Origin of the sequence: Streptomyces sp. M92, assembly GCF_028473745.1 — a bacterium.
Classification (GTDB): domain Bacteria; phylum Actinomycetota; class Actinomycetes; order Streptomycetales; family Streptomycetaceae; genus Streptomyces.
On the sequence record NZ_CP101137.1, the window covers coordinates 4,220,232 to 4,240,191 of the forward strand.

General features: G+C 68.9%; 15 protein-coding genes and 4 pseudogenes. 10 read left to right on the forward strand and 9 right to left on the reverse strand.

Going from position 1 to position 19,960, the window contains the following annotated elements; all coding sequences use genetic code 11:
- Positions 1–230: 230 nt before the first annotated feature.
- Positions 231–1,358 (reverse strand): fatty acid desaturase family protein, encoded by a 1,128-nt coding sequence (locus M6G08_RS19115; RefSeq protein WP_272588376.1) that lies wholly within the window; start codon positions 1,356–1,358, stop codon positions 231–233.
- A gap of 7 nt (positions 1,359–1,365) precedes the next feature.
- The gene (locus M6G08_RS19120; protein ID WP_272588377.1) at positions 1,366–2,421 is read right to left on the reverse strand and encodes a ferredoxin reductase; all 1,056 of its coding nucleotides are present in this window, start codon (positions 2,419–2,421) and stop codon (positions 1,366–1,368) included.
- Positions 2,422–2,508: 87 nt separating this feature from the next.
- Between M6G08_RS19120 and M6G08_RS19125 the strand changes: the two genes are divergently transcribed.
- Complete coding sequence (locus M6G08_RS19125; RefSeq protein ID WP_272588378.1) at positions 2,509–3,648, forward strand: PucR-like N-terminal domain-containing protein; 1,140 nt, start codon at positions 2,509–2,511, stop codon at positions 3,646–3,648.
- Positions 3,649–3,756: 108 nt separating this feature from the next.
- Here the strand turns inward: M6G08_RS19125 and M6G08_RS19130 are convergent, their stop codons facing one another.
- The 3 genes and pseudogenes from M6G08_RS19130 to M6G08_RS19135 form a co-directional block, all read right to left on the reverse strand.
- Complete coding sequence (locus tag M6G08_RS19130) at positions 3,757–4,197, reverse strand: COG3415 family protein (protein ID WP_272588379.1); 441 nt, start codon at positions 4,195–4,197, stop codon at positions 3,757–3,759.
- An 8-nt stretch (positions 4,198–4,205) separates the two neighbouring features.
- Positions 4,206–4,253, reverse strand: a pseudogene (locus tag M6G08_RS35875) (hypothetical protein); the annotation flags it as partial.
- 188 nt (positions 4,254–4,441) lie between these two features.
- Positions 4,442–4,633: pseudogene (locus tag M6G08_RS19135) on the reverse strand (alpha/beta fold hydrolase); the annotation flags it as partial.
- 910 nt (positions 4,634–5,543) lie between these two features.
- Here M6G08_RS19135 and M6G08_RS19140 point away from each other — a divergent pair.
- Entirely contained in the window at positions 5,544–5,864 is a 321-nt protein-coding gene (locus M6G08_RS19140; protein ID WP_272588380.1) for a MerR family transcriptional regulator, read from the forward strand.
- 1,509 nt (positions 5,865–7,373) lie between these two features.
- Positions 7,374–7,646, forward strand: a pseudogene (locus tag M6G08_RS19145) (transposase family protein); the annotation flags it as partial.
- Positions 7,647–7,743: 97 nt separating this feature from the next.
- Here the strand turns inward: M6G08_RS19145 and M6G08_RS19150 are convergent.
- Positions 7,744–8,313, reverse strand: coding sequence for an SMI1/KNR4 family protein (locus M6G08_RS19150; RefSeq protein ID WP_272588381.1), 570 nt, complete (start codon positions 8,311–8,313; stop codon positions 7,744–7,746).
- A gap of 102 nt (positions 8,314–8,415) precedes the next feature.
- On the opposite strand from M6G08_RS19150, the gene M6G08_RS19155 reads away from it, so the two are divergent.
- Positions 8,416–8,604 (forward strand): site-specific integrase, encoded by a 189-nt coding sequence (locus M6G08_RS19155; RefSeq protein WP_272588382.1) that lies wholly within the window; start codon positions 8,416–8,418, stop codon positions 8,602–8,604.
- A gap of 753 nt (positions 8,605–9,357) precedes the next feature.
- Here M6G08_RS19155 and M6G08_RS19160 read toward each other — a convergent pair.
- Positions 9,358–9,741, reverse strand: coding sequence for a DoxX family protein (locus M6G08_RS19160; RefSeq protein ID WP_272588383.1), 384 nt, complete (start codon positions 9,739–9,741; stop codon positions 9,358–9,360).
- A 171-nt stretch (positions 9,742–9,912) separates the two neighbouring features.
- Between M6G08_RS19160 and M6G08_RS19165 the strand changes: the two genes are divergently transcribed.
- From M6G08_RS19165 to M6G08_RS19180, 3 genes and pseudogenes are all read left to right on the forward strand, one after another.
- On the forward strand, positions 9,913–10,386 hold the full coding sequence (locus M6G08_RS19165) for a carboxymuconolactone decarboxylase family protein (protein WP_272588384.1): 474 nt from the start codon (positions 9,913–9,915) through the stop codon (positions 10,384–10,386).
- 177 nt (positions 10,387–10,563) lie between these two features.
- Positions 10,564–11,487 carry an RNA polymerase sigma-70 factor gene (locus M6G08_RS19170; protein WP_272588385.1) on the forward strand — a complete coding sequence of 308 codons (924 nt, stop codon included), beginning with the start codon at positions 10,564–10,566 and terminating at the stop codon, positions 11,485–11,487.
- Positions 11,488–11,699: 212 nt separating this feature from the next.
- Positions 11,700–12,538: pseudogene (locus M6G08_RS19180) on the forward strand (IS630 family transposase); the annotation flags it as partial.
- A 565-nt stretch (positions 12,539–13,103) separates the two neighbouring features.
- On the opposite strand, the gene M6G08_RS19185 reads toward M6G08_RS19180, so the two are convergent.
- Positions 13,104–14,072, reverse strand: a complete 969-nt coding sequence (locus M6G08_RS19185) for a TIGR01777 family oxidoreductase (protein ID WP_272588387.1) — start codon at positions 14,070–14,072, stop codon at positions 13,104–13,106.
- A 292-nt stretch (positions 14,073–14,364) separates the two neighbouring features.
- Between M6G08_RS19185 and M6G08_RS19190 the strand changes: the two genes are divergently transcribed.
- The 3 genes from M6G08_RS19190 to M6G08_RS19200 all read left to right on the forward strand — a co-directional run bounded on the left by M6G08_RS19190 (position 14,365) and on the right by M6G08_RS19200 (position 16,493).
- Complete coding sequence (locus M6G08_RS19190) at positions 14,365–14,706, forward strand: hypothetical protein (protein ID WP_272588388.1); 342 nt, start codon at positions 14,365–14,367, stop codon at positions 14,704–14,706.
- 150 nt (positions 14,707–14,856) lie between these two features.
- Entirely contained in the window at positions 14,857–15,018 is a 162-nt protein-coding gene (locus M6G08_RS19195) for a hypothetical protein (protein WP_272588389.1), read from the forward strand.
- Positions 15,019–15,107: 89 nt separating this feature from the next.
- Positions 15,108–16,493, forward strand: coding sequence for a glycosyltransferase family 2 protein (locus M6G08_RS19200; RefSeq protein WP_272588390.1), 1,386 nt, complete (start codon positions 15,108–15,110; stop codon positions 16,491–16,493).
- Between the two features lie 91 nt (positions 16,494–16,584).
- Here M6G08_RS19200 and M6G08_RS19205 read toward each other — a convergent pair whose 3' ends face one another.
- On the reverse strand, positions 16,585–19,920 hold the full coding sequence (locus tag M6G08_RS19205) for an ATP-binding protein (protein WP_272588391.1): 3,336 nt from the start codon (positions 19,918–19,920) through the stop codon (positions 16,585–16,587).
- Positions 19,921–19,960 lie beyond the last annotated feature (40 nt).

Genomic DNA, 19,960 nt, shown 5'->3' on the forward strand with positions numbered 1-19,960 from the left:
CGGCCAAAGGAGGAGAGAATGTCCGTCAGACATGACGCTCATTTGACCCTCCGGCCGCCTCACAGCCCGTGCCCAAGGCAGGAAAACCGGATGTGACCTGCAGACCCTCCTTGCGTCCACACACCTTGCGTCGTGTTTACGATGGCGTACCACGTGGAGTACGTGGTGCTTCTGGAGCCTGCGGACAAGGGCGCCTGACCTCGGGTTCGTGAGCCAGGCGCTTGCAACAGTCAGGCGGTGGCCAGCTCCTGCTCACGGTCCGGCGTTCTGACCCCGGCAGTGGGCTTCTTGCTGTTCGGCAGCGAGAGCCGCAAGACCTTGCGCCAGGCGGAGAACACCTGCTTGGGCAGCGGCCCGGTGACGTACTCCAGCTCGTACTTCTCGAACAGCGCGCGCACCTTCACCGCGACCTCGGCGTACCGGTTGCTCGGCAGGTCCGGGAACAGGTGGTGCTCGATCTGGTGCGACAGGTTGCCCGTCATGAAGTGCATGGCCCTGCTGCCGCTGATGTTCGCCGAGCCCATCATCTGGCGCAGGTACCACTGGCCGCGCGTCTCGCCCTTGATCGACCGGCGCTCGAAGACCTGCACGCCCTCGGGGAAGTGCCCGCACATGATCACCGAGTGGGACCAGAGGTTGCGCACCAGGTTCGCGGTGAACGTCGCGGCGAGCGTGGGGAGGAACGACGGGCCCGACAGCAGCGGGTGGATCACGTAGTCCTTGAGCACCTGCTTGCGGATCTTGCGGCCGACGGCCTTGGCCCGCGCGCGGAACTCCGGGTTCCTGCGGCGGTGCTTGCTCAGGTTCTTGCCGAGCTCCAGGTCGTACGCTGCGATGCCGTACTCGAAGAAGCAGGCGTTGAGGAAGTTCCACAGCGGCTGCCCGAGGTGGAACGGGTGCCACGCCTGGTCCTCGTCCACGCGCATGATGCCGTAGCCGAGGTCGTTGTCCTTGCCGATCACGTTCGTGTACTTGTGGTGCAGCTCGTTGTGCGAGTGCTTCCACTGGTCGGACGGCGAGACGTGATCCCATTCCCAGGTGGTGGAGTGGATCTTCGGGTCCCGCATCCAGTCCCACTGGCCGTGCAGGATGTTGTGGCCGATCTCCATGTTGTCCATGATCTTTGCCGCGGACAGCCCGGCGGTGCCGAGCAGCCACGCGGGCGGGAAGAACGAGAACAGCAGCACGCCCCGGCTGACCAGCTCGAGCTTGCGCTGCGCCGCGATGACCTTGCGGATGTACGCGGCGTCCTTCTCTCCGCGGCCGGCGATCACCTCGTCGCGGATCGCGTCCAGCTCGCGGCCGAGTTCCTCGATCTGCTCCGCGGTCAGGTGGGCGGTGGGGTCGATGGCGGTCAAGCTGTTCCTACCGTTCGATGTCGCAGGGGCCCGCCGCGGCGGACACGCAGGTCTGGATGAGGACGCCCGGCTCGGCCTCGGTGATCTCGCCGGTGCGCAGGTCTCGCACGGCGCCCGCCTTGAGCGGCGTAGTGCAGCCGAAGCAGATGCCCATGCGGCACCCGGAGGGCATGAGCACGCCCGCCTCTTCGCCGACGTCGAGCAACGGCTTGGCGCCGTCCGCGTCGGCACTCTTGCCGGTGGCGCTGAACGTGACCTCGCCGCCATCACCGGCGACGACGATGCTGGGACGGAACCGCTCGGTGTGCAGACGGTCCTGGAGGCCGTGTGTGCTCCAGTGCTCCTCGGCGGCGTCGAGCAGGCCCGCGGGCCCGCAGGCCCAGGTCTCGCGCTCGGCCCAGTCGGGCACGAGTTCGTCGAGACGGGCGATGTCGAGCATGCCGTCCCTGGCGGTGTGCACCTCGGTGAGCCGCAGCTTCTTGTCCGCGACCAGGTCATGCAGTTCCTTGCGGAAGATCACGTCTTGCGGCTGTGGCGCGCAGTGGACCATGACGACGTCGTCGAACTCGATGTCGCGCAGCATGCCCATCACGGGCGTGATACCGCTGCCGGCCGTCAGGTAGAGCACCTTGGCGGGCTTGGCCTGCGGCAGCACGAAGTCACCGGTCGCCTGGTCGAGCTGGATCAACGTGCCCGGTCTCGTCCTGCGGACCAGGTGGTTGCTGACCTTGCCGTCCGGGATCGCCTTCACGGTGATCGTGACGCGGCCGTCCTGACGGTTCGACGGCGAGGTGATGGAGTAGGCACGCCACAGGCGCACCCCGTCGACGTCGACCCCGATCCGCACGTACTGACCGGCTGTGTGGCCGCGCCAGCCCCGTCCCGGCCTGATCACGACAGTCGCGGCGTCACTCGTCTCGGGGTGCACGGCCTCGATGCGCCCCCGCAGGTCGGCGCCCGCACGCAGTGGGTTGACCAGGTCGAGGTAGTCCGACGGCAGCAGCGGCGTCGTGACCATCTCCAGCAGTTTCCACGCCCTGCTGCGAAGGGCTGCACTCGTCATGACTCCAGCTTGCTGTGTCTTGAGGCGTAAAGTCCTGACCGTAGGACGTGAATCTGGCGGGTGGAATTGTTCGCAGGGAATAAAAACGTGAGTCGTACAACCCAGAGGGCCAGCGAACTGGCCCTGGATGAGACGACGGTCACCGCACTTCGGGCCGCGCTGAGGGCCACCGCCGACGAGGTCGTCCAGGTGATCATCGACGAGGTCCCTCCCTACGCCAACGCCCTTTCGGGCAGCATGGGCGGCACCATCCGCCGAGCCGTTCGCACCGCCCTCGGGCACTACCTGGACCTCGCGAGCGGGAACGCCACGGGCGGCGACGGCGGTGACGCGGCCTACGAGCTGGGCCGCGGTGAGGTGCGCGACGGCCGTTCGATGGACGCCCTGCTCAGCGCCTACCGCGTCGGCGCCCGCGTGGCCTGGCGATGCCTGGCAGCGGGCGCCGTGTCCGCGGGTCTGCCCGCCGCCGAGGTCGCCAAGTTCGCCGAGCTGACCTTCGCCTACATCGACGAGCTCTCCGCGGCGAGCGCCGCGGGCCACGCCGACGAACTGGCCGCCCGGGGCCGGGCCCACGAGCGTCACCTGGAACACCTGGCCCGCGACCTCCTCGCCGGCGCGAGTCCGGACGTGCTGCTGGCCTCCGCTCAACGGGCCGGATGGCAGCCTCCGGCTACGCTGACCGCGATCCTGCTGCCCGCCGCCCAGGCCCGGCCTGCCTACCGCATGCTCGACCAGAGCACCCTCGTCCTCGACGATCAGCCGGACGCCACCGGTGTGCTGCTCGTCCCCGATGCCGACCGATCACATCTCTTGCGGCAGCTGACCGACCGCACCGCCGTGGTCGGCCCGGCCCGGCCATGGACTCGTGCGTCCGCCTCGTACGCACGAGCCGCACGCGCGCGCTCCCTCTCCTCCGATATCCGCGACACCGAGGACCACCTGCCCGAGCTGGTGCTGAGCGCCGACGTGGACGCGTTCGCAGACCTGCGTGCCCGAGCCCTCGCACCGCTCGGGACCTTGCCTGTCGCAACCGCACGGCGGCTGGAGGAGACGTTGCGTGCGTGGTTGCTGCACCAGGGCAGGCGGGACGAGGTGGCGGCGGCGTTGTTCGTCCACCCCCAGACCGTCCGGTACCGGATGTCGCAGCTGCGGGAGCTGTTTCCGGATCTCGCATCACCACATCGGGTCCTTGAACTGACGCTGGCGGTCGGTCTTCGGGTCGGCTGACGCGTACTTCGACCGTCCACGAGCTCCCGGCGGATCTTGGCATCGTCCTCGGTGTCTACCGGTGCCCGCTCGGCGACCAGCCCGGCGCCGGCGGGAACGTACGAGGCATCACCGGTCCGAGCTCGTCGGCGCGGATGACCGTCGCGCCTTCGGGCGGGCAGGTGCAGAGCTCGATGATCCTGGTCCCTTTCCCTCGAAGTCCGCGTCCTTCGAGCGGGTCCAGGACCGGGTGCGGCGCCAGCGCACGCCTTCGGCGAGCAGGATCCCGCGGACCTGGCTGCGGCAGGTGGCGATACCCAGTCGCCCGGCCTCGGAAGTCAGTGAGTCAAGGGTCCACTGCGGCGGCTCTGATTCATCCGTCGCGGCCGGCTCCCCGTCGGCCTGCACGGTCAGCCGACCCGGCGCAGCCTGTCTGACCAGTCCGATGATCCTTGAACGCTCCGCTTCGGTGATCCGCCGCTTGCGGCCCTGACCGCCCAGGTCTTCCAGCCCGTCCAGGCCCGAGCGGTGAAGCGGTGCAGCCAGCGGCGGACCGTCATGGGGCTGCACCTGAGCTCATCCGCAATGGCCGGCACTCGCTGCCCGGACCAGCTCAGCACGACCATCCGAGCCCGCACCACCAGAGCACACGGCGCCTTGCGCGCTCGCGACAACCGACGTACGACCTGCTGCTCGTTCTCATCACGGCTCGGCCGTGCTCGTAACACCACCGTCCAGCACCCGCCCCCGAGTGACCGAACCACCCCGCCATCAGGACATATACCCAGCGAAAGAGGAACCCGGCAGCCGCAGGTCAGTGTGGAGTTCCGCCGCAGTCGGACGCTTGTCGCCAGTCGTGCTTGACGTGGGTGAGGAAGAAGTCCCGGACGTCCTGTGCGAACAACTCCGGCACTTCCATCGCAGCGAAGTGGCCGCCGCGTTCGAACTCGGACCAATGCCTGATGTCGTACAGCCGCTCGGCCAGCGGTCGCACCGACTGCGTGAGTGCGTCGGGCCGGGCCCCAGTGTGCGGCGGGGCAGTCACACGAGCATCGTATGGGTGGCTCTGCGGTGCACAGATGCGACAGGAAGGGCCCGGCGCCAGTGGCGTGGTGTCGGGCTGGCCTTGTTCACGGATAGCGGATGTGACTCAAGGGAAGTTGGACCAGAGCCGCGTTTCCCCTGTTTCGGGTGACGGGGTCGGAGATTGCGGCGAAGGCGCGGGCCATGTCGCGAGCGCGGGCGATGTCGGCGGGCCTGCCGTCTTCCACCACCACGGCCCTCGCAGTGGACGCGGTACCGGTTGTTTCCCTCTCGTCCATGCGCAAAGCACCCCTCCTGGTCGGTTGCACCGTCGAGTCGGGCTTGTGCCCAGCGGTCGGTCTTCAACCAGCCAGGTACCTCTTCCGGGCGTAGAAGCGACAGAATCACCGGACCCCCGGGTGGAGTAAAACTGTTGTGGTCGCTGTAGACATTGCTGCTGCCGGAGGCTAGTGTTTTCGTCGTAGCCAAGAAGTCGATGGGTACGGCAGACACGAACTGCCGCGCAACAGGTGGAAGGAGCGGCACGGCAGCGGAGTGGCGGAGCCGGAAGTGATGGTTCCTCCGCTGGTTGCCGGGCCGAGCGGCCCCAGGGGCCGCACAGCAGGACAGATGGATCAACCGCAACAGGTAAGGAGCGAGACGCCATCAGGATCGCCCGGGCGAGGAAGCAGTCCGCCCGGGTACCGCAGGCCCCGGATTGGAGGTGGTCCCCGGTCACGCATCCGCGATCCCCGCAGCCCCGCCCTCCCGGGTGGACCGCAGCGGACAAAGAAGGTCGGCTAATGTCAGTCGGCAGATGGTGTTGAAAGCTCGGGGCCCGGGCGCCATTCGGCGCCCGGGCCCCTCGACGCGTCCCCCGGAAGAAGAGGTCTATGCCCCCTCGCAGTACCCGCCCCGCCATCCCTCTCGATGACGACGACTACCCCGCCTACACCATGGGCCGGGCCGCCGACATGCTCGGCACCACCCCCGCCTTCCTCCGCTCCCTGGGCGAGCACCGCCTGATCACCCCCCTGCGCTCCGAGGGCGGCCACCGCCGCTACTCCCGCTACCAACTGCGCATCGCCGCCCGTGCCCGCGAACTCGTCGACCAGGGCACCCCTATCGAAGCCGCCTGCCGGATCATCGTCCTCGAAGACCAACTCGAAGAAGCGCAGCGCCTCAACGAGGAACTCCGCACCCAAACACAGTGAGGACCGCACCCCGGCATGCCAGGCACACACACGAGGAGGGAGCGGAGCGCGGTGCGGGTGCGACGGCCGTGCGGTGGGGTGCGGCCACGGCCAGCACGGCGAAGGCCAGGGCGTCGCCGAAGCGAAGTCGGCAAGTCCTAAGCGTTGACCATGGTGAGTTCCATGAGGGCGGGGAAGGCTAACGAGCTCGTGCACGGCCGACAGGCTCGTGATCCTCCGGTCGCTGATGATCGCCGCGCGAGATGCGTTCCCCACCACATGGCCATGATCGATGATCCGACGCTCGACGTCTCACCGCTTACCGTGCACGAGCTCGTTAGCCCGCGTTGCAAAGCCCGCCTTCGGATACCTGTGGTGCAGGTCCATGTCCGCTTCCCAGCGCCTGGCTGGCACTACGGCCCTTCTTCCAGCGATTGCAGTCTTCACAGGCCGGAACGGATTCCACCCGATGTCCGCTCCCTTGTCGGCGATGGGCCCCTCGTGGTGGATCGTCGTGGCAACCGACCGGCCACAGTAGGTACACAGTCTTCGCCGCGCTGTGAGGACCATGACCCATTGCCAGGTCCTCTGCTTGCCGCGCTCTCCGCGACGGATCCCATCCGCCACGCGCCCCCTTCTGCGCAATCGCGAGGATCGTAAGGGGAGGTGCTGACATTCGACACAAGGGCGGATGCCTACCATCCGCTTGTGAAGATTCCCGGCATGGAAGATGGCCTTGATTCTTCATTGCGAGCTGTATGCGCGTTGTTGCGCACTGAGCGCGCAACCCAACGACCCTTATGGCTGCATACGGGAGAAGGGTTGCAATTAGGGACTTCTCGGGAAGGCTGCTCTCCGGCTCGACCGCAAGGCATATCGTCATCTCTGCGATGTCGGCCCGTCCGACGCGTGCAACTCCAAGCATCAGCACATGAGTTCGTGGTCATGCCACGCCCATCGGTGCATTGGAGGCACACATGAACGACGGGGAGTCTCGCAACAAGGGGAAGGGACCAGCGAAGGTCTTGACGGCCTTCCTGTCAGCGCTGGCAGCTCGAGCTATTGCCGACTGGTTCAGCGACTGGAGGAGGCGCCACGGCCTGTAGCCGGTCCCCGGTCACCCTTCGCTGACCGCATACGCGGCCAGTCGGCCGGGCCTCATACACCCGGCCTGGCGGGGTCACGCCTGTGCCGGGCGTGATCCCGCTCTTTCGTTGGCAGCAAACTATGTACCCGACGCCGCTCATTCAACGGTGAGGCATGCGTCAAGTTATAAGCGTCGCCACCCCAAGCACTGTAGCGCGCTCCCCGCACGCGCGGGGGTGGTCCGCGCTTCGTGCCGCTATTCCGAACCTGGCAGGTCGGGGCTTGTGCTCCCCGCGCACGCGGGGTGGGCGGCCCCGAACCCAGGGCCTCAACGCACAGTCGTAAACCCAACTAAGCAATGGACGTGGTGCTCAGCGTTCCCGCCAGCCGTGTCGGCGGAACACCTACGCCACCGACCGACTTCGCCGAAGTGGCGGTTCCCGGGGTGACCGCCGCTGCAAGCTGCCGCCCCACCAGCGTGCTCTCGGGGGTCTGGTCTACCTGCGCCGGCACGACGCCCTCGCGCAGATCGCCGTCGGCTTCGGGATATCCGTCGGCACCGCCCATGCCTACGTCCAGGCTGTCGTCGAGCACCTGTCCGGCCGGGCCCCCGGACTGCTGCGTGTCCTGCGTGAGGCCGCCCCGGATCACGTCCTAGTCCTGGCAGATCTTCCGCTGGGCCCGCTGCAGCCCCAATCGCATGACCGTCATCGCCGCCGCCGTCCTCACCCTGGAACGTCAACGCTGATGACTCTCATCGCCGTTCCAGGGTGAGGACGGATCGGCAACGGCCGTCATTCAGTCGGAAACCGTCTCACGACCAGACAAGCCGACCTTCGGAGAACCGACTGACCCGGGAGCTTCCACCGGCGATCCTCGTCAGCATCTCCGCCACAGAGTCGAAATACTGGGCCATCGACTCGTACTCGCCCGTGACCGAGGGGTCACCCACACACCAGCTGCCGACGCGCCCGTCCCGCACATCAATGAACTTTCCACTCCAGCCGTCCTGGTCCGACAGGAACGGGATCCACTCGTTACGCCAGAACGGGTAGTCCGGCTGGTCCGGAGGGTCGAATCCGCAGGACGTGGAGCGGTTCGCGTAGAGCCTCTCCATCGCCCGGATGCCCAGAAAGAAGCTTCCCTCGTCGGGGAACCCGTCGAAGCCGCAGCACATCACATCGTCGTCGAATTCTTCCTTCGGCAGATCCAGATTGTTCTGCAACAGCCAGGTCCGCAGGTCCCCATGCAGGGAGATCCCCATCCGCTCTTCGGCTGCCGCGAGCATCTGCTCCGTAGTGGGCCCGGGCAGATCCGCGTGATCGGCCGGCGCGTGTTCCCGAAGAAGACTCATCACACGCGACCAACTCTCAGCCACACTCATCGCCCTCTGTCCTCTCCAGGGATGCCTCCGTCCGACTACGCCACTGCGGAGGTCCTGAAGTACCGGCCGGAGAACCTTGCAGGGATGGTACTTCGAGCGTGCGTGCTATCCCTCCCCGCGATCGTCTTCCGCCCCGAAGCGCGGAGCCAGCCCCTCAGCGAGGTGGCCACCCTGCGGTGGTCGGACATCGACCTGGACGCGGCCACGCTCAGCATCGCCAACACCCGGACCATGATGGGCAACCGCACGGTGGCGGAGAAGGACACGAAGAGCATGGCGGGGAGCGTGTGATGCCGCTCCCGAGTCTCGTACGGGAGGCACGGCCTTCGCAGGGTCCGTCTGTACGATGCTCGGGCGTCTTGCCTCACGTACCTGGCCGACAACGGGGTGCCGGATCACCTGCTCGCCATGTGGGCCGGGCACACCAACGTGAAGACGACGAAGAAGTGGTACGTGAAGCCGGACGTGGCGGACCTGCTTCCAGCGGCGGAGGCATGGGAGGCCTCGCAGGGGGCGTGTGACAGATCGTGACAGACGAAGGCGTGAACCCGTGATCGAAGGCAAGACCGAGACGCTGCAGTGCCGCTTTGACGGGCCAGAACACCCACCAGTCCTGATCCTGGGGCCGTCCCTCGGCACCACCTGGCACAGGTTGTAGGAACCGTCTACGGGCGTCCACGTCAGTCCATGGTGTGTGCGTGGGTAGCAGGTCGGGGCGTCGTGGTCGGGGGCGTCCGTGTCGTTGGTGACAGGCGTGTGATAGGGCGTGTGATAGGCCGTTGCTCTGTCGGGGAGCATTTTAAGTTGACTGTGCGTGTATGGGTGACGCGTTCGGCTCGTCATGCGGTTTGTCTTCCAGTGCTGTTCTCGGGGACGCTGAATTTGCGATCGTGTCCATGGTGGAAGATGTGGCCCGCCAGAGGCATGTCCATCCCCTTCTGGTCGGGTGAGGAAGCCGTGCCTGGGTGCAGTCCGTGCAGCGCGGCGAGGAGGGCGGCGGCAAGGTGGAGCGGGTCGGGCCTGGACGGTATCCGGCCCCGGTGGTCAGCCGGTGAAGGGCGTGGGACCGAATCGGCCCCATGCGATGAAGGCAGCCAGGGCGAGGTAGATCAGGTCGCCGGTGATGGTGGCCTTCTCGCCACGGCGCAGGCGCATGGTGACCGCGCAGGCGAAGAGCAGAACGAGTCCGGTGGCGGCCAGCGGCACCAGCACCGGCGCGATGCCGAGCGCTGCGGGCAGGATCAGCCCGATTGCAGCCAGCAGTTCGATTGCGCCGATGGCCTTGAGAGCGCCGGGGCTGAACTCCAGGACCCACTGTGCAGAGGCGCCCACCGCGGCCAGCTTCTTCTGCGGCACGAACATCTTTGAGCTGCCCACCAGACAGACAGCGGCGAGCACTCCAGCGGTGATCCACAGCGCGACGTTCATCGTCAACTCCCTGATCGAGGACTTCCGCACCCGAGACGAGATAGCGCCTGGGCCTGTGACATGCCCGAACCCGAACGGTGCGGAGACGTGGGTCACACCGCGCCGTGTCACAGGAGCGAGGGCCGCCTCGTCTCGGGGGTGAAGGCATCGACGAACGTGGAGGAGCACACGATGGACGCGCGCCTGGACTACTTCGCCAACCCGGCCGCCGGCAAGGCCCTCGAGCACTTCATGTCGGCCGGTCGGGAGCTGAAGGAATTGCCGCTGCCCGCCGAGACGCAGGAGTTGGTGGCGCTGCGCGTGAGCCAGATCAACGGCTGCGCGGTCTGCATCGACATGCACACCAAGGAAGCCACCGCGGCCGGCGAGAGCTCGGTGCGGCTGAACCTCATCGCGGCTTGGCGGGAGGCGACGGTCTTCACCGAGGCTGAACGCGCCGCGCTCGCCTTGGCGGAGCAGGGAACCCGGGTCGCGGACGCGGCCACCGGGGTCAGCGACGAGGTGTGGGCGCGTGCCGCCCATCACTATGACGAGGAGCAGCTCACGGCCCTCGTGCTGCTGGTCTCGTTCATGAACACGGTGAACCGGTTGAACATCATCACCCAGCAGCCGGCCGGCGATTACCAGGTCGGCCAGTTCCACTGAACGCTGCTGGAGCCCTGGACCCGGAAGGGATGCCGGGGCCAGGACGCCATGCCGAGACCGTCAGTTCGTGCGAGAGCACGCGCGTTGACCATTCCGGTCACGCACCGGATGATCTACGAACGATGCCTCGTCGGCGAGGGTTCGGCCAGGCGGTCAGACCGCAAGGGGGGAGTCGGCATGGGCAAGGTCGAGGAGTTCGAGGAGCTGCGGCCGCTGCTGTTCTCGATCGCCTACCGGATCCTGGGCAGCGTGGGCGAGGCGGAGGACGCGGTGCAGGAGACCTGGCTCCGCTACGATGCCTCGACCACCCGGCCCGTGTCGGCCAAGTCGTTCCTGTCGGCCACGGTGACCCGACTCGCCATCGACGTGCTGCGCTCCGCCCGGGTGAGGCGGGAGGAGTACGTCGGTCCGTGGTTGCCCGAGCCGCTTCTGGACGATCCGTACGAGGAGCCGGCACGGGCGGCGGAGCTGTCCGACTCGGTGTCGATGGCGGCGCTGCTGCTCCTGGAGCGGCTCAGCCCGCTGGAGCGGTCGGTGTTCGTGCTGCGGGAGGTCTTCGCCTTCGGCTTCGACGAGATCGCCGCGGCCGTGGGGCGCTCGGAGGCGGCGTGCAGACAGCTGCTCGTGCGGGCACGCCGCCACATGAACGAGGGACGGCCCCGATTCGAGGCGGACCGCCAGGAGCGGCAGGAGCTGGCGAGGCGGTTCTTCGAGGCACTGGCGCAGGGAGACGTGGACGGACTGCAGAGTCTGCTGTCGGCCGATGTCCGGCTCGTCGGGGACGGCGGTGGCAAGGCCCCGCAGCTGGCCAGGGCCGTCGCCGGCGCTGAGAACGTGGCCCGGCTGCTCGCCACCGTCTACCCGTTGATGGCACGGGTCGACATCACGTGCGAAGCGCGCGAGGTCAACGGCCAGCCGGGCGCGCTCTTCCGCGATCGCGACGGCAAGGTCCTCCACGTCCTCGCCCTCGACATGCTCGACGGGCAGATCCAGACCATCCGCTCGGTCATCAACCCCGACAAGCTCGGCCACCTCGGTCCGGTCGCCGACGCCTGGGCCGTTGACCGAGAAGTGAAGCAGACCCGTAAAGAGACCAGGTGACCTCCCAAGCGGTAGGACCTGAATCAGAGCAGCCGCAGGTCAAAGTCACCGGAGTTTTGTCATACCACCTGGCCCGGACCAAGGCGTATAAGATCGACGGCGCGAACCACACCATCACGATGCCACGGAGTAGCTGAGGTCCGTCGCGGTGAGCGAGGCGGGCACCAAGCGCAACCACATTGCGCCTCGTTCGCCCGGGTCGTCATGCAGGTAGTGCGAGGGTGGCCACGCTGATCGGCAGGAAGTTCCACGTCTCCTACAGCGTCTCCGGCGCGACGAGGCTGATGCACCGGCTCGGCTTCAGCCCGCAGGTCCCCGCACGCAGGGGCGCCGAGCGCGACGAGCAGGCCGTGACCGCGTGGAAGGAGAGGATCTGGGCGGAGGCAAAAGGGCCCGGGCGGCCCTTAAGTTCTTATGGTCGTTGCAACACCCCAGTTCAAGGGGTGTTGCAACAACCACTAGAACTTAAGGCCTGCGGGGCTACATCTGCTTCGAGGACGAAGCAGGGTTCACCCGGAAGCCGCCCCGGGGACGAACCTGGGGCCGGCGAGGGCGCACCCCGGTCGTGACCGTCAGCGGGCGCCGCTCGGGGCGACTGTCGGTGGCCGGGCTGATCGCGGTACGGCCGGGCTCGCGCACCCGGCTGTGCCACCGTCTACGCACTCACCGAACGGGCAGCGGCGCACGCCGCAGCATGGGCGAGCGGGACTTCATCGCGCTCGTCGATGGCGTCCACCAACTCGTCAAGGCACCGATCATGCTGGTCTGGGACCGGCTGAACAACCACGTCTCCCACGCCATGCGCGAACTGATCGCCGAGCGTGAGTGGTTGACGGTGTTCCTGCTGCCCGCCTATTCGCCCGACCTCAACCCCGTCGAGTGGGTATGGGCACACGTCAAACGCAGCCTGGCCAACCTCGCCGTGGTCGCGCTCGACCGGCTCGAAGCCCTCGTCCGTAACCGGCTCAAGCGCCTTCAGTACCGGCCCGGCACCCTCGACGGCTTCATAGCCGGCACCGGCCTGATCCTCGACGAACCCACGTCACCTTGACCAGCCGAAGTCAGTAAGGGCCGTCCCGTAATTGATGACCAGGCGTTACCAGGTACTCCGCGGGCTTGCATGCGGGTCGACGTTCACCTGCTGCCCGACTTGATCCACGGCCATGCCATTGCTCTGGCAAGAGCGATGGCATGAGTAGGAGCAAGGTCAGCACAGCCATGTGCCCAGCACGGCGGCTGCCAGGCGTGCTGCGATCATCCGGCGACACCGCCGAGTCCGGGCCGGCCGGAACCGAGACACTTCCTCAGCTGTGAAGACGTCAGGGGATGAAGAGGGCGATCAACAGAACCAGAGGAAAGAAGAGCAGGGGAGCCGACATCATCCAGCCCATGCGCTGAGACGTCCTCGAACCGACAAGAACGCAGAAGGGCAACATGATGAGTGCGTAGAGCAAGTAGAGGACAAACACTACGGCTCCGAACCCAGCCCCCATGGTTCCTCCAACTCCAGACGCCGGGACGGCGTCGCTCAGTGGGTCTGTCCGGTGCGAACACGCGATGACGAGGCCGGCCACGGCCCGGCATGGCGGCCGGAGCGGCCGCCGTCCCGGATCCGCTCACCGGCGTGTCGCAGGACCGTGTCCGACCCGTTCGCGCACCCGGCGCACCAGCTCATCCGCGGCCTGCGGCCACTGTGCGTACTGAAAGTCGAAGCCTGCCTTGACCAATCTGCCTGGGACGACACGGCGGCTCTTCAGTAGCAGTTCGGTGTCGGTACGCAGAGCGATCGCGCCGACCTCGGCCATCCACTTGGTCGCTGGGATACCCACCGGTGCACCCCACTCAGAGCGCAGGGTGCGCATGAATGCGCGCTGCGGCAGGGGGTGGGGAGCTGCCAGGTTCACCGGCCCCGCCATGTCTCCCCTGTCGATCAGGAACTCCACCGCGCGCACGAAGTCGTGTTCGTGGATCCATGACACGTACTGCGCTCCACCGGCGACCGAGCCGCCGAGACCCAGGCGGGCCAGTCCCAGCAGGACGGAGAAGACCCCGCCGGGGTCCGGGCTCATCACCATGGCCGAGCGCAGAGCGACCTTGCGCGTGGCCGGTGTTTCCGCCTGCTGCTGAGCCTGCTCCCAGGCTTTGGCGATCTCGACGCTGTACGCCCAGTAGTCCGGCATGCCCGGCTCGGTACCGCCGATCACACCTGTGGCCTCGTCGTTGGGGGCGTCGAAGCGATGCGCGTACACCGTCGCGGTGCTCATCTGCAGCCAGACGCGGGGCGGTCGGGCAGCAGCCGCGATCGCGGCGCCCACGACCCGGGTGGAGCCGACCCGGGAGTCCATCATTTCCCGCAGATTGGCCGCCGTGTACCGGCAACTCACGGAGCGTCCGGCCAGATTGATGACGACATCGCTGCCATCCACCGCCGCCGTCCACGGCCCCAGGGTCCGACCGTCCCACTGGACCTCGCCCTCGCGCCTGGGGCGTCTGGTGAGTATCACGACCTCGTGGCCGGCGCCGGCCAGTGCGCGCTTCAGGACAGCGCCGACCTGTCCGGTGCCGCCCGGAATCACAATCCGCATCGGCTCCCCCTCCTCCGTCTCGGGTGAGCTTAGACCAAAGAGTTGAACGCGTTCAAAATCAGCGTGAGGGCCACCCTTGCAGCCGGCCCCGCCGTGCGGTCAGGGTGCTGGACTTCGCCCCCGCTGGGCGGCGCCGATCTTCAGTTCCCTGGAGACGTTCATTGCCCGGCTGGCTCGCGAACGGGTGGAGCTTTCGCTCGAAGGGCCAGCCGCGGAGCAGTCGCTGCTTGGCTTGGTCCAGGCGGTGCACGCAGACGCGTGCAAGGTTGCCTCCTGCCGGATCGTCTCTCACATGACCACCACAGACGGTGAGCCAGTCGAGTTCGCCGGCGTCCGCGTTGAGCCGGTGATCTCGGAAGCGGCCGACCACGGCCGCCAGCTGCTGAGGATTGTCTCTGCGGTGATCGCTGGGGCTTCGAGTGCCTACGGCCGGGACCGACCGAACGACTTCCCGCCGCCGGAGAGCGCCGTGATCGCGCGCGAGAGCGGCTCGCAGCCGTTCGATCTGGCCAAGCCGCTGTCGCTGCGAATCGAGCGGTTCATGCTGCTGGTGCGGCTGCTGAGGCCGGGTACCAGCGAGTCGATGGCAGAGGTCCAAGGGGAGACCGCACGGTCCGACGACGAGCTTTCCTGACCCGTCGCCGGCGCATCGCGAACACAGGCGCCCCACGACGACCGGCAGACAGGTCGGGAAGCGGTACCTCCGTGCGGAGGATCCTGGAGGCCCGTGAAGCGGAAAGGGCTTATATAGGACGTATTGGATGTTTCCTTTCGAGGAGGCGGTATGTCGTACGGGTCGATCGTGGGTCCCGGCAGCACGCTGGCGGCCACAGGGCTGGCGACCGGACAGATCTGGCTGGTGGTGGCCAGTGTGATCGCGGTACTGGTGGGAGCGATCATGGTCAGGGCGTCCTTCCGGCGTGGCAAGGGGCCGGTGGAGCAGTGACACCGTGCACCTTCGCCCGTGTGCGCGGGCGGTACGCGGCCGCCCGCGAACCGGCGCCCGTCAGGTCTGTGCCGAAGCGGTGGCCGGGTGTGGCGCCGCTGCCGCGGGCCTGGCACGCTTCGTCCCCGGCAGTGATCGTGCTGGGCGCGGTCCCGCTGACCGCCTTCCTGGCCTGGGGGGTGGCCCATGTCTACAGCACGGTCGTCACGCTCGTCGGTGGGGACGAGGGGATGGTGCTGCCGTGGCTGGTGTCGTTCCTGCTGTTGTGGTGGGTGCCGCTGTCCTGGCTGGAGCGGCCCCGCACCGTCCCGCCGCATGAGGAGACGGCGCTCGACCTGCTGAAGGTCACCGTGCAGATCCCGGTCTACAACGAGGACCCCGTCGCATTGCGCGGCTGCCTGCACTCCCTGCTCGTCCAGACCCGGCCGGTGGACCGCATCCGGGTCGTCGACGACGGATCGGTCTACGGCGACGGCTCGCCCATGACGTACGACGACGTGCGCGCCGAACTCCTCGAGCGGGCCGCCGCCCACGGGGTGGAGGTCACCTGGGACCGTACCCCCAACCAGGGCAAGCGGCACGCACAGATGCACGTCCTGGCCACCGACGACGCCGACATCTTCGTCACCCTCGACAGCGACTCCCTCCTCGACCCCGAAGCGATCGCCGAGGGACTGAAACCCTTCGCCAATCCGAAGACCTCCTCGGTCGCGGGCCAGGTAATCGTCCTCAACTACGACGCCAACGCGCTGACCCGGATGACCAACCTGCTGTACCTGCCCTTCACCCGAGGTCTGCGCTCCGCCCAGTCCGTGCTCGGTCGCGTCACCATCAACTCCGGCACGCTCGCCTTCTACCGGGCTCACGTCGTGCGTGACGCGGCCGGCGTCTACGAGCATGAGACGTTCAGGGGCCGGCCCATGCAGATGAACGACGACTCCATGCTCACCTTCTACGGACTTCTGGCCGGCGACACCGTCCACCAGCCCTCCTCGCTCGTCTTCACCCTCGTCCCCGAACGCTGGTCGCACTACCTGCGCCAGCAGATGCGCTGGATGCGCGGTACGACCGTGCGCCATCTATGGTGGCTGCGCTACATGCCCATGAACGGCGTCGTCTTCTGGTCCACCGTCGCGGAGTACGTTCACATCGTCCTCGGCCTCGCCATCCCCGCCGCCGTCCTCGCCAGCCCCGGCCTGCGCGCCCACACCGGCACCCTCCTGCTCGCCGGCGTCGTCATCGGCACCGCGATGAGCTATCTGATGACCCTGCGCCTGTTCACCGTGCACCGCACCGACATGCGTCTGCGCCAGCTCCTGCTGCTCTTCGCCCTCGCCCCGCTCGCCTCCGGCTGGCGAGCCCTGGTCCTGCGCCCGATGTACTTCTACGCGATGGCCACCTGCCACCGCGTCAACCGCTGGGGCACCCGTACCAGCGTCGAAGTCACCCGTACCCCTCGTCAGCAGACGGCGTGAAAGGCGTCAGCAAGGCTCTGGGGGCGCACCGACCTCACCGGCCTGGCTGACCTGCACGTCCGCCGGTGGTGCGCGCAACGGTGGCCGGTGGTCACCGCGCCGATTCCGCCAGCTCACGTGCCCACCTCACCCAGCGGGCCCCGGCCGGGTAGGGCAGCGCCCGCGCCAGCGATCGGGCACGGTCCAGTTGCCGTGTGCCCTCCTCGGGACGCGCGAGCCGGGCGAGGGCCGCCCCCAGGGCCGCCCGGGCCTCCACCTCGGCGAGGCGCTCCCCCGTGCGACAGGTCCGCGTCACCTCGGTGCGCGCGAGGCTCAGGGCCGTCTCGGGGTTGCCGGTGAGGAGACGGGCCCAGGCGGTGAGGACGGGAGCGCCGTTCGTGTGACCGTCGAGGACGCGCAGCGCGTCCTTTGGGCGGCCGGTGTGCAGGGCGATCTCGGCGCGGGCGGTGCGTGCTTCGTGCTCGGCCTGCCGGTCCCCCTGTGCGGAGATGACTGCCTCAGCACGGTCCAGAAGGATGGTGGCTCTCGTCGCCGCGCCGTCGCGTGCGTGTACGCGCGCCAGCGTCACCAAGGCGTACGGGAGGCACCAGGCGTCGTACGATTCCGCACCCGCGACGGCCCGTCCGGCGAGGTCCCGGGCCGGACCGGGTTCTTCGAGCAGAAGCCACAGCTCGGCGAGATTGGCACGTTCGAACGCAGCGGCGGTCGGATCTCCGGACCGTTCGGACAGACCGAGGGCGCGGGTACCGATGTCCACGGCCTCCCGCAGCCGGCCGGCCCGGCGCGCGTTCTCCCGCGCCGTCGACAGGACCGAGCCGAGCAGCGTCGGGTCGCCGTACGCCTCGGCCGGTGCCAGCGCCAGGTCGCCCGCTTCCCGGGCCTCGTCGAAGCGGCCGGCCAGGCCGAGGTTGGCCGCCCGCAGGGCGTGGGCGCGTGCCGTCAGCGCCTGGCCCGGAGCGTCAGGTACGAGACGGGCGGCCGTCAGGGCGTCCAGGGCGGCTTCCGCGCCCACCGTGTACCGGCCCTGCACGCAGTGGACGACCGACCGGGCCAGATGGTGGCCGGCCGCGGGTGCCGGGGCCGTGTCCGGTGTGACCGGATGCTCGCCCAGGGTCCGCAGGGCCGGGCCCGGGGCGCTGGTCTTGACGAGGGTCTCGGAGAGCAGGGCCGCCGTGAAAACAGTGTCGTCGTGGTCCCCGCGCCGCTCGAACTCGGCGAGGGCCGGCCGCAGCGCGTCGGCGGCCTGCTCGAAGTGGCCCATCCTGCGCAGCACATGGGCGTGGGCCAGCCGGGCGCGGGCCGCGTCCACGTCGAGGCGGGCCAGCAGGTCCCGGTAGTAGCGGTCGGCGGTGTCGTTGGCGTACAGGCCGGCGGCGCGCTCGGCAGCCCGGCGCAGGTACTCGGCCGCCCGGGAGTCGTCGGCGCGCGTGTAGTGCGAGGCGAGGGCGTCGACCGCGTCCGGGCGGCGCCGGGCGATGGTGCGGGCGAACGCCGAGTGCAGCGTCCGGCGGCGGACCGCGCCGAGCTGCTCGTAGCAGGTGAGTCGTACCAACGGATGCCGGAAGGCCAGTCCCGCCTCGGGTCTGCCGGCGACCACCACCTGCCGTTCCTCGACGAGGGAGGCCGTGACGGCGCGCTCAAGGGCCTCGGCCGCGGCCGCTCCGGCCACCGGCGGGAGCAGCCCGTGCGCGGCGACGTCCAGCAGCTCGGTCAGTGCCGCTTCGCCCCCTGCGACGGAGAGCGCCTCCACGACCCGGCGGGTGTCCGGATCGAGCCGTACGAGCCGGTCGGCCACCAGTTCCCGCACCCTCTCCGGGGTGACAGCGTTGTCATCGTCGACTGGGCCGCGGGCGAGTTCCAGGGCGAACAGCGGGTTGCCCAGGGACAGCCGCCACACCCGCAGGGCCCGGCCGCCGTCCGGTCCGGGGCCGGTCGCGTCACGCACCACAGCCCGGCATGCCTCTTCGTCGAGCCGGCCCAACTCCTCGCGTACGGCGAGACGCTGCCGCAGCAGGGAAGCGAGGACCGTTCGGCGCGGATCGCCGGCGGGGAGTTCCTCCTCCCGGAACGTCACGACGAACCGCAGTGCCGTTCCGCGTTCTCCTGCCCGCCGGGCGAGGTGCCCGAGGAGCTGAAAGGAGCCAGTGTCCGCAGCGTGCAGGTCGTCCAGGACGACGAGCACCGGGCAGCGGGCGGCCAGGTCGGCGAGGAACATCGTGCCGGCCCGGAACAGCCGGTCGCGTTCCTCCTCCGGGCTGCGCTCGCCACCGGGGCCGACCCGGCCGAGCGAGGGCAGGAACGCGGCCAGTTCCGGGTACTCCGCGCCCACCCGGGCCCGTTCGGCGGCATCGTGTTCGGCAAGGCGGCCGTCGAAAGCCTCCGCGAACGCCCCGTACGGGGTGTGCCCTTCCGCCTCCTGGCCTCCGCCCCACAGGACGGCCGTACCGTCCGCGGCGGCCCGCCGTGCGGCCTCGCCGACCAGACGGGTCTTGCCCACACCGGCCTCGCCGGTGAGCAGGGTGACGGGCGCTCCGCCGGGCGCGAGCAGCCGGTTCAGGACGTCGTCGCGGCCGCGCAACGGCGGGATCTCGGGGGCCGCCCGCAGCGGTGCGGGCAAAAGTGAGGCGGCGGGTACAGGGGCGGGGCCGGCGGCGAGCGCGGCGCGGTGCAGGCGTTCCGTCTCCGGGCCGGGCCGTACGCCGAGTTCCGTGTCGAGCAGTTCGCGGCACAGGTGGTACTGGCGCACCGCGCGTCGGCGCAGTCCCTGCCGCAGCCAGGCGTCGATGAGGACGCGGTGGGCGACCTCCTCGGCGGGGCTGGTGGCCAGGACCTCCTCGGCGGCCGAGGCGGCCTTGGCCGGGGCCCCGTGAGCGAGGTGCTGCTCGGCGAGGCGGAGCAGCAGGTGTTCGCGCAGCAGCGCGAGCTGCCCGCGTCGGTCCGCGGCCCAGGGCGCGTAACGGTCTTCCGGCAGCAGCTCGCCGGTGAACCGCTCCAGCGCCCGGGCCAGTTCCGCCGTTCGTCCCTCGGTCAGGGCCGCCCGGCCGACGGCCTCGGCCTCGTCGGCGTCGATCCACACGGTCGCGGGGGAGAGGGACAGCAGTCCGCCGTCCGCGATCAGGTACGAGGAGGTCGCGCGGGGCGCTAGTTCGGGTTCCAGGGCGTGCCGGGCGGCGTGCAGGGCGACGCGCAGGCTGCCTGCGGCCGATCGCGGCTCGGCGTCGGGCCAGCACACCGCCATGACCTGCTCGCGGTGGAGCCGGTGGCCGGGGATGACGGCGAGCAGTTTCACCAGGGCGCGGGCGCCGGGCCGCGGCCAGCGCTCGGCCGGAGCGGGTCCGCCGTCGCGGGTCACCCGAAATCCGCCGAAGAGGTGCAGGCGCAAGCGCGGAGCGGTGGTGTCGTCACCGTCCGGAAAGCGCGCCTTCATGGGACTGCACTGTAATCGAACGTACCGGGTGCTCCCCCGG